Source organism: Streptomyces sp. CC208A, assembly GCF_030010625.1.
Classification (GTDB): Bacteria; Actinomycetota; Actinomycetes; order Streptomycetales; family Streptomycetaceae; genus Streptomyces.
Map to the genome: position 1 here is coordinate 89,216 of NZ_JASCXN010000015.1, position 14,188 is coordinate 103,403.

A 14,188-nucleotide genomic window follows, 5' to 3' on the forward strand; every position below is an offset into this window, starting at 1 on the left:
GCGGGATGATCTCCCGTCCACAGGGTGGGGACCGTCAAGTTATCCGGACTGTGTCCACAGGCTGGGCCGGTGAGGGCTCATCGCGCCAGCTCAGGGGGGTGTGGAATTGTTGGCAAAGGTTCTCCACAGGTTGTGGATGAATCATCCGTCCACAGGGCGCCCGTCAAGTTGTCCACCGGCTACCCACAGGGACGGGTCTGTTGCCCACAGCTTCTCCACACCGCTGTCCACTGTTCGGCAACAAAACACCCCCGCTCACCGGTGAGAGTGAAAGCCGTCACACCAAGGGAGAGGTTTGGGCTGTGGGGAACCTGGGGAAAGCTGGGGACAGCACTGGGGAGAACTTGAGCTTGCCTGTGTATCGGGTGTGCAGAACTTTCGGATGTCCACAGAGGACCCTGGTTGTCCACGGGTTCCACCCACAGGGGCAGTGGACAAAAAACCTGCGCTGACCTGCGTGGACGACGTTATCCACGGTTTCCACAGGCCCTACTACTACTCCCACTCATAGTTAGCTCGGGAATCGCTTTGAAGCGGGGCCTGTGCACAACTCGACGCCGGAGCCCCGACGCGCTCTCGTCACGACTTGACCCCGAGCCGCACCGAGTGTCGGCGGCGTACGTCAGACTGGGTCCCGCAGTCGACGAAGAGCCAGCAACAAGCAGGAGGCGGTTCCGGTGAAGATCCGGGTGGAGCGCGATGTACTCGCGGAGGCGGTGGCGTGGGTGGCCCGCAGCCTTCCGGCCCGTCCGCCGGCGCCCGTACTCGCGGGCCTTCTGCTGAAGGCCGAGGACGGTGCGCTGAGCTTCTCCAGCTTCGACTACGAGGTCTCCGCCCGCGTCTCCGTCGAGGCGGAGGTCGAGGAGGACGGCACCGTCCTCGTCTCCGGCCGCCTTCTCGCCGACATCTGCCGTGCCCTCCCCAACCGTCCCGTCGAGATCTCCACAGACGGTGTACGGGCGACCGTGGTCTGCGGCTCCTCCCGCTTCACCCTCCACACCCTCCCTGTGGAGGAGTACCCGGCGCTGCCGGAGATGCCCACCGCGACCGGCACCGTCCCCGGCGAGGTCTTCGCGGCCGCCGCCGCCCAGGTGGCCATCGCCGCCGGCCGTGACGACACACTGCCCGTCCTCACCGGTGTGCGCATCGAGATCGAGGGCGACACGGTCACCCTGGCCTCCACCGACCGCTACCGCTTCGCGGTCCGCGAGTTCCTGTGGAAGCCGGAGTCCCCGGACGCCTCCGCGGTCGCCCTGGTGCCCGCGAAGACCCTCCTGGACACCGCCAAGGCGCTCACCAGCGGTGACACGGTCACTCTGGCGCTCTCGGGCTCCGGCAAGGGCGAGGGCCTGATCGGTTTCGAGGGCGCGGGCCGCCGCACCACCACCCGTCTGCTCGAGGGCGACCTGCCGAAGTACCGGACGCTCTTCCCCACCGAGTTCAACTCGGTCGCGGTGATCGAGACCGCCCCCTTCGTCGAGGCCGTCAAGCGCGTGGCCCTCGTCGCCGAGCGCAACACGCCGGTCCGCCTCAGCTTCGAGCAGGGCGTGCTCATCCTGGAGGCCGGCTCCAGCGACGACGCACAGGCTGTGGAAAGGGTGGACGCGGACCTGGAGGGCGACGACATCTCGATCGCCTTCAACCCGACCTTCCTGCTCGACGGCCTCAGCGCCATCGACTCCCCGGTCGCCCAGCTCTCCTTCACCACCTCCACCAAGCCGGCGCTGCTGAGCGGCCGACCGGCCAAGGACGCGGAGGCCGACGAGGCCTACAAGTACCTGATCATGCCGGTGCGGCTGAGCGGCTGACGGTCTCTGCCGGGGGTCCGGGGGTCGCCCCCCGGGTAGCACGGTATGCCGGTGCGGCTGAGCGGTTGACCTGTGGCTCCAGGGGTTCGACTGAGCGGCTGACCCCACAGGTGTGCGGCCGGGTCCGGGCGTAGGCTCGGACCCGGGTAGGAACCGCACACGACGCTTAAGGAACACTCTGATGGAGCTCGGTCTCGTCGGTCTCGGCAAGATGGGCGGCAACATGCGCGAGCGCATCCGCCGCGCAGGCCACACCGTCATCGGATACGACCGCAACCCGGACCTCGCCGATGTCCACAGCCTGGAAGAGCTTGTGGGCAAGCTGAAGGGGCCGCGTGTCGTGTGGGTCATGGTCCCCGCCGGTGAGGCGACCCAGTCGACCGTCGACGAGCTGGCGGAGCTGCTCTCCCCCGGTGACGTCGTCGTCGACGGCGGGAACTCCCGCTGGACCGACGACGAGAAGCACGCCGAGGAGCTCGCCGCCAAGGGCATCGGCTTCGTCGACTGCGGTGTCTCCGGCGGCGTCTGGGGCCTGGAGAACGGCTACGCGCTGATGTACGGCGGCGACGCCGAGAACGTGGCCAAGGTCCAGCCGATCTTCGACGCGCTCAAGCCCGAGGGCCCGTACGGCTCCGTGCACGCCGGCAAGGTCGGCGCCGGGCACTTCGCGAAGATGGTCCACAACGGCATCGAGTACGCGATGATGCAGGCGTACGCCGAGGGCTGGGAGCTCCTGGAGAAGGTCGACTCCGTGGAGAACGTGCGCGAGATCTTCCGCTCCTGGCAGGAGGGCACGGTCATCCGGTCCTGGCTGCTCGACCTCGCGGTCAACGCCCTCGACGAGGACGAGCACCTGGACCAGCTGCGCGGCTACGCGTCGGACTCCGGCGAGGGCCGGTGGACCGTCGAGGCCGCCATCGACAACGCCGTACCGCTGCCGGCGATCACCGCGTCGCTGTTCGCGCGGTTCGCGTCCCGTCAGGACGACTCGCCGCAGATGAAGATGATCGCCGCGCTGCGCAACCAGTTCGGCGGCCACGCGGTCGAGAAGAAGTAGCAATCCACAGGCTGTGCACCACCTGGTGCACAGCGACCGGGGGAAGGCCGGCGCCCACCATGCACGTCACGCATCTCTCGCTGGCCGACTTCCGCTCGTACGCCCGGGCCGAGGTGTCCCTCGACCCGGGCGTCACCGCGTTCGTGGGGGCGAACGGCCAGGGGAAGACCAATCTGGTCGAGGCCGTCGGCTATCTCGCCACCCTCGGCAGCCACCGCGTCGCCTCGGACGCCCCGCTGGTGCGGATGGGGGCCGAGCGGGCCGTCATCCGGGCCGCCGTCACCCAGGGAGAGCGTTCCCAGCTGATCGAGCTGGAGCTCAATCCGGGCCGGGCGAACCGCGCTCGTATCAACAGGTCCTCGCAGGTCAGGCCCCGTGATGTGCTCGGCATCGTCCGGACCGTGCTCTTCGCGCCCGAGGACCTGTCCCTGGTGAAGGGCGACCCCGGTGAGCGCCGGCGCTTCCTCGACGAGCTGATCACGGCGCGTGCGCCGCGCATGGCGGGCGTGCGCTCCGACTACGAGCGCGTGCTGAAGCAGCGCAACACGCTGCTGAAGTCGGCGGCGATGGCCCGGCGCCACGGCGGCCGTGGCATGGACCTGTCCACGCTCGACGTCTGGGACCAGCACCTGGCCCGGGCCGGTGCCGAGCTGCTGGCCCAGCGCCTGGACCTCGTCCACACCCTGCAGCCGCTCGCGGACAAGGCGTACGAGCAGCTCGCGCCCGGTGGCGGACCGATTCTGCTGGAGTACCGGCCTTCCGCGCCCGGCACCGGGCAGACCCGTGAGGAGCTGTACGAGCAGCTGATCGCCGCGCTCGGCGAGGCCCGCAAGCAGGAGATCGAGCGCGGGGTCACGCTGGTCGGCCCGCACCGCGACGAGCTGCTGCTCCGCCTCGGCGACCTGCCGGCCAAGGGGTACGCGAGCCACGGCGAGTCCTGGTCGTACGCGCTGGCGCTCCGTCTCGCCTCGTACGACCTGCTGCGGTCGGAGGGCAACGAGCCGGTGCTCGTCCTGGACGACGTGTTCGCGGAGCTGGACGCGCGGCGGCGCGAGCGGCTCGCGGAGCTGGTGGCCCACGGCGAGCAGGTGCTGGTGACGGCCGCGGTGGACGACGACGTGCCGGGGGTCCTGGCCGGGGCGCGGTACGCGGTGGCCGGAGGGACGGTGGAACGGGTATGAGCGGCGTGAACGGCGAATTTTCCCCACAGCCTGTGGACAAGTCGACGGCTCCCGAACCCTCGGGTGTGGATCTCGCCCGGGTCGCGCTGCGGGCCGCGAAGGAGCAGGCACGCGCGCGTGGGGCGGCCGCGCAGCAGAAGAAGCAGGCCCGGCGCGGTGGCGGTCTGCGCTCGGGGGCGCGCGCCGACGGGCGTGACCCCATGGCGCTGGGCGCCGCGATCAACCGGTTGCTCGCCGAGCGGGGCTGGGAGACGCCGGCGGCCGTCGGGGGCGTCATGGGGCGTTGGCCGCAGATCGTCGGCGAGGACCTGGCCAAGCACTGCGTACCGGTGAAGTACGAGGAGGATCCGGACGCGCGCGTGCTGACCGTGCAGTGCGACTCGACGGCGTGGGCGACGCAGCTGCGGTTGCTGGCGCCGACGCTGGTGGCGCGGCTGAACGAGGACCTCGGGCACGGGACGGTGCGGCTGATCAAGGTGCTGGGGCCTGGCGGCGGGGCGCGGCGGTACGGGCCGCTGCGGGCGCCGGGGTCTGTGGGGCCGGGGGACACGTACGGCTGAGGCGGTCGGTGCGGAGTGTTGTGTCCACCCTCCCCCGGCCCCTGCGGAACGGCTGCCCACAACGAGCTACGGCCCGAAGCGCTGGGTGGCCGTCAGGGGGCTCTGGGGGCCCTCTCCGGATATGGGGAGTCGTCTTGGGGCCGCTGAGGGCGGCACATGCGCATTCAGGTACCCGCAAACCCCCATGAGTGTCAGTGGTACCGGTAGACTGGAAGACAATCCCGCCACACTGCGGAACTGTCGAACGACGCAGCCGGCTCCCCTATGCCCGGAGCATGGCCTGTGCTGTGCCAGAAAGGGCGCTTCGTGGCCGATTCCGGCAACCCCAACGAGAACAACCAGTACACCGCCAGCAACATCCAGGTCCTTGAGGGCTTGGATGCGGTGCGCAAGCGCCCTGGCATGTACATCGGCTCGACCGGTGAGCGCGGCCTGCACCACATGGTGCAGGAGGTCGTCGACAACTCGGTCGACGAAGCCCTGGCCGGGCATGCCGACACCATCGACGTGACGATCCTGGCCGACGGCGGCGTGCGCGTCGTCGACAACGGCCGCGGCATCCCCGTCGGCATCGTCGAGTCCGAGGGCAAGCCGGCCGTCGAGGTCGTGCTGACCGTGCTGCACGCGGGCGGCAAGTTCGGCGGCGGCGGTTACGCGGTCTCCGGCGGTCTGCACGGCGTCGGCGTCTCCGTCGTCAACGCCCTGTCCACCAAGGTCTCGGTGGAGATCAAGACCGACGGTCACCGCTGGACGCAGGACTACAAGATGGGCGCCCCGACCGCGCCCCTCGCGAAGCACGAGGCGACCGGCGAGACCGGTACGTCGGTGACCTTCTGGGCCGACGGCGACATCTTCGAGACGACCGACTACTCCTTCGAGACGCTCTCGCGCCGCTTCCAGGAGATGGCCTTCCTCAACAAGGGCCTCACCATCACGCTCACCGACGAGCGGGAGTCCGCGAAGGCCACGGTCGGCGCCGACGACCCGGACGCGGAGGCGGCCGCCGAGCCGGCCGCGCGCACGGTGACGTACCACTACGAGGGCGGCATCGTCGACTTCGTGAAGTACCTCAACTCGCGCAAGGGCGATCTGATCAACCCGACGGTCATCGACATCGAGGCCGAGGACAAGGACCGTCTGCTCTCCGCCGAGATCGCGATGCAGTGGAACTCGTCGTACAGCGAGGGCGTGTACTCCTTCGCGAACACGATCCACACGCATGAGGGCGGTACGCACGAGGAGGGCTTCCGCGCGGCGCTGACGACGCTCGTCAACAAGTACGCGCGTGAGAAGAAGCTGCTGCGGGAGAAGGACGACAACCTCACGGGTGACGACATCCGCGAGGGTCTGACCGCGATCATCTCGATCAAGATCGGCGAGCCGCAGTTCGAGGGCCAGACCAAGACGAAGCTCGGCAACACGGAGGCGAAGACCTTCGTGCAGAAGGTCGTCCACGAGCACCTGACGGACTGGTTCGACCGGAACCCCAACGAGGCCGCGGACATCGTCCGCAAGGGCATTCAGGCCGCCACCGCGCGCGTGGCCGCCCGCAAGGCCCGTGACCTGACCCGTCGCAAGGGTCTCCTGGAGTCGGCGTCCCTGCCGGGCAAGCTGTCCGACTGCCAGTCGAACGACCCGACCAAGTGCGAGATCTTCATCGTCGAGGGTGACTCCGCCGGCGGCTCCGCCAAGTCCGGCCGGAACCCGATGTACCAGGCCATCCTGCCGATCCGCGGCAAGATCCTGAACGTCGAGAAGGCCCGTGTCGACAAGATCCTGCAGAACACCGAGGTCCAGGCGCTGATCTCGGCCTTCGGCACCGGGGTCCACGAGGACTTCGACATCGAGAAGCTCCGCTATCACAAGATCATCCTGATGGCGGACGCCGATGTCGACGGCCAGCACATCAACACCCTGCTGCTCACCTTCCTCTTCCGCTTCATGCGGCCGCTGATCGAGCACGGGCACGTGTACCTCTCCCGCCCGCCGCTCTACAAGATCAAGTGGGGCCGGGACGACTTCGAGTACGCCTACTCGGACCGTGAGCGCGACGCGCTGGTCGAGCTGGGCAAGCAGAACGGCAAGCGGATCCGCGAGGACTCGATCCAGCGCTTCAAGGGTCTCGGCGAGATGAACGCCGAGGAGCTGCGCGTCACCACCATGGACGTCGAGCACCGTGTCCTCGGCCAGGTCACCCTGGACGACGCGGCGCAGGCCGACGACCTGTTCTCGGTGCTGATGGGTGAGGACGTCGAGGCGCGGCGCTCCTTCATCCAGCGCAACGCCAAGGACGTTCGCTTCCTCGACATCTGAGTCGGTCTCAGCTGACCGTACGAAAGGACTGACGACCAGCAATGGCCGACGAGAACCCCCCTGTGACCACCGAAGAAGAAGAGCCGGTGCTGCGGATCGAGCCCGTCGGGCTCGAGACCGAGATGCAGCGCTCGTACCTCGACTACGCGATGTCCGTCATCGTGTCCCGTGCGCTGCCCGACGTCAGGGACGGTCTCAAGCCCGTCCACCGGCGTGTGCTGTACGCGATGTACGACGGCGGGTACCGGCCCGAGAAGGGCTTCTACAAGTGCGCCCGCGTCGTCGGTGACGTCATGGGTACGTACCACCCGCACGGCGACACCTCCATCTACGACGCGCTCGTCCGTCTCGCCCAGCCGTGGTCGATGCGGATGCCGCTCGTCGACTCCAACGGCAACTTCGGTTCGCCGGGCAACGACCCGGCCGCCGCCATGCGCTACACCGAGTGCAAGATGGCGCCGTTGTCGATGGAGATGGTCCGGGACATCGACGAGGAGACCGTCGACTTCCAGGACAACTACGACGGCCGCAACCAGGAGCCGACGGTCCTCCCGTCGCGTTTCCCGAACCTGCTGGTGAACGGTTCCGCCGGCATCGCGGTCGGCATGGCGACCAACATCCCGCCGCACAACCTGCGCGAGGTCGCCGAGGGCGCCCAGTGGTACCTGGCGAACCCGGAGGCCGGTCACGAGGAGCTCCTCGACGCGCTGATCGAGCGGATCAAGGGCCCCGACTTCCCGACCGGTGCGCTGGTCGTCGGCCGCAAGGGCATCGAGGAGGCGTACCGCACGGGTCGCGGCTCCATCACGATGCGCGCGGTCGTCGAGGTCGAGGAGGTGCAGAACCGCCAGTGCCTGGTGGTCACCGAGCTGCCCTACCAGGTCAACCCGGACAACCTCGCGCAGAAGATCGCCGACCTGGTGAAGGACGGCAAGATCGGCGGCATCGCGGACGTCCGCGACGAGACCTCCTCGCGCACCGGCCAGCGTCTGGTCATCGTGCTCAAGCGGGACGCGGTCGCCAAGGTCGTCCTCAACAACCTGTACAAGCACACCGACCTGCAGACGAACTTCGGCGCCAACATGCTGGCGCTCGTCGACGGCGTGCCGCGCACCCTCTCCCTGGACGCGTTCATCCGGCACTGGGTGACGCACCAGATCGAGGTCATCGTCCGCCGGACCAGGTTCCGGCTGCGCAAGGCCGAGGAGCGCGCCCACATCCTGCGCGGTCTCCTCAAGGCGCTCGACGCGATCGACGAGGTCATCGCCCTCATCCGGCGCAGCGACACCGTCGACGTCGCCCGTGAGGGCCTCATGGGCCTGCTCCAGATCGACGAGATCCAGGCCAACGCGATCCTGGAGATGCAGCTCCGCCGGCTCGCCGCCCTGGAGCGCCAGAAGATCGTCGCCGAGCACGACGAGCTCCAGGCGAAGATCGACGAGTACAACGCGATCCTCGCCTCGCCGGAGAAGCAGCGGGCGATCGTCAGCGAGGAGCTGGCCGCGCTCGTCGAGAAGTACGGCGACGACCGCCGCTCCAAGCTGGTGCCCTTCGACGGTGACATGTCCATCGAGGACCTGATCGCCGAGGAGGACATCGTCGTCACGATCACGCGGGGCGGCTACGTCAAGCGGACGAAGACCGAGGACTACCGGTCGCAGAAGCGCGGCGGCAAGGGCGTGCGGGGCACGAAGCTGAAGCAGGACGACATCGTCGACCACTTCTTCGTCTCCACCACCCACCACTGGCTGCTGTTCTTCACCAACAAGGGCCGGGTCTACCGGGCCAAGGCGTACGAGCTGCCGGACGCGGGGCGGGACGCGCGCGGTCAGCACGTGGCCAACCTGCTGGCCTTCCAGCCGGACGAGCAGATCGCCCAGATCCTGGCGATCCGGGACTACGAGGCCGCGCCGTACCTGGTGCTCGCCACCCGTTCCGGTCTGGTGAAGAAGACCGCGCTGAAGGACTACGACTCGCCGCGTTCCGGTGGTGTCATCGCGATCAACCTGCGGGAGCGGGACAACGGCGCCGAAGGCGTCGCCGACGAGCTGATCGGTGCCGAGCTGGCCTCCGCCGAGGACGATCTGCTGCTGATCTCGAAGAAGGCGCAGTCGATCCGGTTCACCGCCACGGACGAGGCGCTGCGCCCGATGGGCCGCGCGACCTCGGGCGTCAAGGGCATGAGTTTCCGCGAGGACGACGAGCTGCTCTCGATGAATGTCGTCCGGCCCGGTACGTTCGTCTTCACCGCGACGGACGGCGGGTACGCGAAGCGGACCCCCGTCGACGAGTACCGCGTCCAGGGCCGCGGCGGCCTCGGTATCAAGGCCGCCAAGATCGTGGAGGACCGTGGTTCGCTCGTGGGCGCGCTGGTGGTGGAGGAGACCGACGAGATCCTCGCCATCACGCTGTCCGGCGGTGTGATTCGCACGCGAGTCAACGAAGTCAGGGAGACCGGCCGTGACACCATGGGCGTCCAGCTGATCAACCTGGGCAAGCGCGATGCCGTCGTCGGCATCGCACGGAACGCCGAGGCCGGCAGCGAGGACGAGGACGGCGACGACGCCGTCGACGCCGAAGGCGCCTCCGGGGCGGTCGAGGCGGCGGCAGCGGCCGAGGGCACGGAGCCCGAGGCCGGGGAGCACGAGGAGTAGAGCGTGAGTGGAGCCACGGGCGCCGGATCGGCGTCCGCCGGAGCTTCTGCAGGTGCTGGAGCGCACGGCGCCCGTGGTTCGGCCACGGACTCCCAGGGGGTTGCGGTGACGGACACTCGGGGGCAGCAGCCCCCCTACGAGACCTATGGCAGTGCGCTGCCCGGCGAGCGCCCCGCGGCGCAGCAGGGCGGCCCGTACCACCCTCCGAGGGCGTACGACGGCCATACCCAGGGCGGTCAGTCCGCCGGCGCGGTGCGGCGGCCCCGGACGGGTGCGCGGACCACTCCGCGTACGCGCAAGGCGCGGCTGCGGGTGGCGAAGGCCGATCCGTGGTCGGTGATGAAGGTGAGCTTCCTGCTCTCCATCGCGCTGGGCATCTGCACGGTCGTCGCGGCGGCGGTGCTGTGGATGGTCATGGACGCCATGGGCGTCTTCTCGACGGTCGGCGGGACGATCAGCGAGGCGACGGGCTCGAACGAGTCCAACGGCTTCGACCTGCAGTCCTTCCTGTCGTTGCCGCGGGTGCTGATGTTCACCTCGGTGATCGCCGTGATCGATGTGGTCCTGATGACCGCCCTGGCGACGCTGGGCGCGTTCATCTACAACCTGTCGGCCGGTTTCGTCGGCGGTGTCGAGCTGACGCTGGCCGAGGACGAGTAGGCCGTGCGGGGGCCTGGACCGCGTTCTCCGGAGCCTTCGGTTCCGGGCGATTTTGGCACTGGCCCCCACGTGCGCTAATGTTCAGGAGTCAGCGCGCGGGACACACACCGCACAGCGCGGCGGGGCTATAGCTCAGTTGGTTAGAGCGCATCCCTGATAAGGATGAGGCCACAGGTTCAAATCCTGTTAGCCCCACAGAAGTGATCGACCCGGACGGTTCCTCCGTCCGGGTCGATCTCGTTGTACGGGGTTTGAGGACGGGCCCGGCACTCGCACAGGTCACCGATCGGTATCGGTCGCTGTGTAGAGTGGGCGTCAGAAGTCTCCTACGTCAACGAAAGACGAGGTCGCGCGGTGAAGAAGCTGCTCCTGGTCGCACTGGCCGCCATCGGCGGGCTCCTCGTGTACCGCCAGATCCAGGCGGATCGCGCCGAGCAGGACCTGTGGACGGAGGCGACCGACTCCGTGCCGTCCGGTTCCGGTGCCTGAGACCCACCCATCTGAAGCCGAGGTCCCGGCCACGCGCATCGCGTGGCCGGGACCTCCGCGTTTCCGGGCCCTCTGCGGGGCGTTCCCGAAGTCGATGATTGGCTTGCTCCGGGAAAGTTGAATGCCCGCGAACAAACACACATGCGGTTCGCGGGCGAGCAGACTCAGGGGGACGCCGTGAGCACAGGACGACGAAGGGCCGTGACGGGAGGTGCGCTGGCAGGCGTACTCGCGCTGCTGCTCGGCCCGGCCCCGCAGGCCGCCGCGGAGGAGGGCACCGGGGCCGCTCCCGGCGGGGCCCTGGTGATGGTGCTCGACTCCTCCGGCTCCATGGCCGATCCGGTGGGCGGGCCGGGGACCGGAGGCCGTACGAGGATGGCGGCGGCCCGTGACGCCGTCGGGACCGTCGTGGACGGTCTCCCCGACGGCTACCCCACCGGCCTGCGCGTCTACGGCGCCGACCGGCCGCGCGGCTGCGACGACACCCGCCTCGCCCGACCGGTCGCCCCGCTCGACCGGGCCGGGCTCAAGGCCGCCGTCGCCGCGCTCACGCCCCGGGGCGACACGCCCCTCGGGCTCTCCCTCCGCAAGGCCGCCGAGGACCTGCCGGAGCCCGCCGGAGGCGCCCCGGCCACCCGGACGATCCTGCTGGTCTCCGACGGCGAGGACACCTGCGGCACCCCGAAGCCCTGCGAGGTCGCCGCCGACCTCGCCCGCCAGGGCATCGGCCTGCGCATCGACACCGTCGGCTTCCAGGTCGCCGGCAAGGCCCGCGAGGAACTGGAGTGCGTCGCGGCCGCCGGGAACGGCCGCTACTACGACGCCCCGGACGCCGACGCGCTCGCCCGCCAGCTCCAGCGGGCCGCCCGGCTCTCCGCCGACGGCTACCGGCTCCGCGGCACGCGCGTGCAGGGCACCCCCGGGCGGGCCGGAGCCCCGGACCTCGCGCCGGGGCAGTACCTCGACACCATCGGGCCCGGCGAGAAGCGCTACTACGCGACCACCCTCGACGCCGACTCCACCGCCCACTTCGCGGCCACGGCCGTCCCGCAGCCCGGCGCCGCCGTCGACACCGTCGACAAGCTGACCACCAGCCTGGTCTGGCTCTCCTCCATAGGCGACGAGGGCGGCTGCGCCACCCGGAGCGAGATCTTCCACCAGGACGAGGGCGCGGTGCCGCTCACCTCCGCCGTCGCCCGCATCCCCACCCAGACGCGGTACTCCGCCTGCGACCGGCCCGGCCGCTACTGGCTGACCGTCGAGCGCACCAGCAAGCCCGGCTCGGACGCCGCCCGCTGGCCGCTGGAGCTGCTCCTCGGCGTCGAGAAGCCGCTGCCGTCCGGGACCGTGCCGGCGCAGTCGGAGCCCGAGTACGGGGTCGGCGGGCCGAAGGCCGTCCTGCCCGCGGGCGAGCCGCGGGAAGTCCGGGGCGGCACCGGCTTCAACGACGCGAGGGAACTCGGCCCCGGGGTGTACCGCGACCGCCTGCTGCCCGCCCAGACCCTCTGGTACAAGGTGCCGGTCGGCTGGGGCCAGCAGCTGCGCTACGACGTCGAGTTCGGCAACGAGCCGACCGTCACCGGCACCGGCGGCCGGGCCCGCTCGTACGGCGGGACCGAGGTGTACACCCCGGCCCGGCAGCCGGTCGGCCGCGGCACCGGCGTCTTCGACTCGCAGACCGCCTACACCGGGGACCCGGCCCGACTGCGCATGGGCACCGTCCCGGTCGCCTGGACCAACCGCTACGAGCCCGACCCGAACGTGACCGCCGTCCACCTCCCCGGCGGTCACTACATCGCCGTCACCCTGGGCGCCGACGCGGCCCGGATCGCCCGCGACCCCGAGATCGGCTTCGTCCTGCGGATCGGGGTCCTCGGGGAGGAGAAGGCGGGACCCGAGCACCACGCGCGCGTGGTGGCCCCGAAGACGCCGGCGGACCGGGGCGAATCCGGCCCCGGGGCGGACACCGGGGGCGGCGGCGGGGCAGGATGGTCCGGCACGACGGCCCTGGCGGTCGGCGGCGGGGCGCTCCTCCTGCTCGCGGGGGTCCTCCTCGGCGTCCGGCGGGCCCGGGGCGGGGCGCGATGACGGACACGACGAGGAGAAGCGCGTGAGCACGCAGGCGGGGGCCGGGGGCGGGACCGGGGCGCGGAGAGCCGTGGCGCGGAAGGCTTCGGTGCGGAAGGTCTCGGCGCGGAAGGTCTCCGCGCTGCTCACCGCCGCGGCCGCGGTGGGCACGCTCACCGCGCTGCCCGCCCGGGCGGCCGAGGGCCCCGCCCTGCCCCCGTACGGCTTCACCGAGGGAGCGAAGCGGATCGAGGGCGCCGCCTCCAGCGCCGACGCCAGGACGCTGGCGCCGGGCGGGACCTACCGGGACACCCTCAAGAAGGACGGCAAGGTCTACTACCGGCTCGACCTGGACACGACGAAGAACTCGTACGTCTCCGCCGTCGTCGTCCCGAAGCCGGGCGGGAAGGCCGACTACGGCGACGGGATCCGGATCGAGATCCAGGACAGCTCCGGCAGGCGGTGCGACGACCAGGAGGTCGACTTCGGCTCCGGCGAGTACGTCCGGCCGCTGGCCGCCTACGCGCGCCGGATCGTCGGCCCGGACCTCTCCGGCTGCCAGGACGCCGGCACGTACTACGTGCTCGTGAAGCGCGAGTCGGACGCCACCTCCACTCCGGACGACTGGGAGATGGAGCTCCAGCACGTCACCGAGCCGCTGCTGAGCAGGAACGGGCCGACCAAGCTGCCCGAGTCCTGGCCCTCGACGACGCCCCCGCCGCTCCCCGGCGGGCCGGAGCCGCGCCAGGGCGGGAACGGCTTCGCCCAGGCCGTCTCCCTGGAGAAGGGGACGTGGCGGGCGGACATCCTGCCCGGCCAGACGCTCTTCTGGCGGGTGCCGGTCGACTGGGGGCAGCAGCTGTTCGCCAGCGCCGAGCTGGGCAGCAGCAGCGAGGGCGCCGACACGGTCAGCTCGGCGCTCACGCTCGTGCTCGACAACCCGGCGCGCGGCTTCGTCGACCACCAGACGGTCAGCTACGGCGGCAAGCCCGCCACCGCCGTGCTCGACCCGCGGAGGCCGGTCGCCCACGAGAACCGCAGCTCGTACCAGACCTCCACCAGGGGCATGGGGCTCGCCGGCTGGTACTACCTCACCGCCACGCTCAACCCGAAGGTCGCCGAGAAGTACGGCGACGAGGCCGTGCCGCTGATCCTGCGGGTCGACGTGACCGGGGAGAGGAAGGACGGTCCCGGGTACGCCGGTGACCCTGGCATCTTCCAGGTGACGGACGGCGACCGGGCGGCGGCGGAGAAGGGTGTCGCCGCCTCGGCGGCGGCCGGCGGCGGGACCGCGATGGTGGCCCTCGCCGCGGGCGGCCTCGGCCTGGGCACCGTCCTGCTCGTCGGCCTCGGCGTGTGGACCCTGCGGGCCCGCAGGACGGCCCGCCCGTAAGAGCCC

General features: G+C 70.4%; 10 protein-coding genes and 1 tRNA gene. All 11 read left to right on the top strand.

Features of this window, described 5'->3' with window-relative positions; all coding sequences use genetic code 11:
• Nucleotides 1-677 precede the first annotated feature (677 nt).
• The 11 genes from dnaN to QK442_RS18315 all read left to right on the top strand — a co-directional run bounded on the left by dnaN (nt 678) and on the right by QK442_RS18315 (nt 14,182).
• Complete coding sequence (gene dnaN / locus QK442_RS18265) at nt 678-1,808, top strand: DNA polymerase III subunit beta (RefSeq protein ID WP_282695019.1); 1,131 nt, start codon at nt 678-680, stop codon at nt 1,806-1,808.
• A 181-nt stretch (nt 1,809-1,989) separates the two neighbouring features.
• Nucleotides 1,990-2,865: a phosphogluconate dehydrogenase (NAD(+)-dependent, decarboxylating) gene (gene gnd / locus QK442_RS18270; RefSeq protein ID WP_282695020.1), complete on the top strand. Its 876-nt coding sequence runs from the start codon at nt 1,990-1,992 to the stop codon at nt 2,863-2,865.
• A 59-nt stretch (nt 2,866-2,924) separates the two neighbouring features.
• Nucleotides 2,925-4,046: a DNA replication/repair protein RecF gene (recF, locus tag QK442_RS18275; RefSeq protein ID WP_282695021.1), complete on the top strand. Its 1,122-nt coding sequence runs from the start codon at nt 2,925-2,927 to the stop codon at nt 4,044-4,046.
• The gene (locus QK442_RS18280) at nt 4,043-4,606 is read left to right on the top strand and encodes a DciA family protein (RefSeq protein ID WP_282695022.1); all 564 of its coding nucleotides are present in this window, start codon (nt 4,043-4,045) and stop codon (nt 4,604-4,606) included. Before recF ends, QK442_RS18280 begins: the two co-directional genes overlap by 4 nt.
• 282 nt (nt 4,607-4,888) lie before the next feature.
• Nucleotides 4,889-6,919 (top strand): DNA topoisomerase (ATP-hydrolyzing) subunit B, encoded by a 2,031-nt coding sequence (gene gyrB / locus QK442_RS18285; RefSeq protein ID WP_282695023.1) that lies wholly within the window; start codon nt 4,889-4,891, stop codon nt 6,917-6,919.
• Between the two features lie 41 nt (nt 6,920-6,960).
• Nucleotides 6,961-9,573 (top strand): DNA gyrase subunit A, encoded by a 2,613-nt coding sequence (gyrA, locus tag QK442_RS18290; RefSeq protein ID WP_282695024.1) that lies wholly within the window; start codon nt 6,961-6,963, stop codon nt 9,571-9,573.
• Nucleotides 9,574-9,576: 3 nt separating this feature from the next.
• Entirely contained in the window at nt 9,577-10,233 is a 657-nt protein-coding gene (locus QK442_RS18295; RefSeq protein WP_282695025.1) for a DUF3566 domain-containing protein, read from the top strand.
• Between the two features lie 121 nt (nt 10,234-10,354).
• A tRNA-Ile gene (locus QK442_RS18300) sits at nt 10,355-10,428 on the top strand.
• A 159-nt stretch (nt 10,429-10,587) separates the two neighbouring features.
• Complete coding sequence (locus QK442_RS18305) at nt 10,588-10,722, top strand: DLW-39 family protein (protein WP_282695026.1); 135 nt, start codon at nt 10,588-10,590, stop codon at nt 10,720-10,722.
• Between the two features lie 201 nt (nt 10,723-10,923).
• The gene (locus QK442_RS18310; protein WP_282695027.1) at nt 10,924-12,810 is read left to right on the top strand and encodes a VWA domain-containing protein; all 1,887 of its coding nucleotides are present in this window, start codon (nt 10,924-10,926) and stop codon (nt 12,808-12,810) included.
• A 22-nt stretch (nt 12,811-12,832) separates the two neighbouring features.
• Nucleotides 12,833-14,182: a hypothetical protein gene (locus tag QK442_RS18315; RefSeq protein WP_282695028.1), complete on the top strand. Its 1,350-nt coding sequence runs from the start codon at nt 12,833-12,835 to the stop codon at nt 14,180-14,182.
• Nucleotides 14,183-14,188 lie beyond the last annotated feature (6 nt).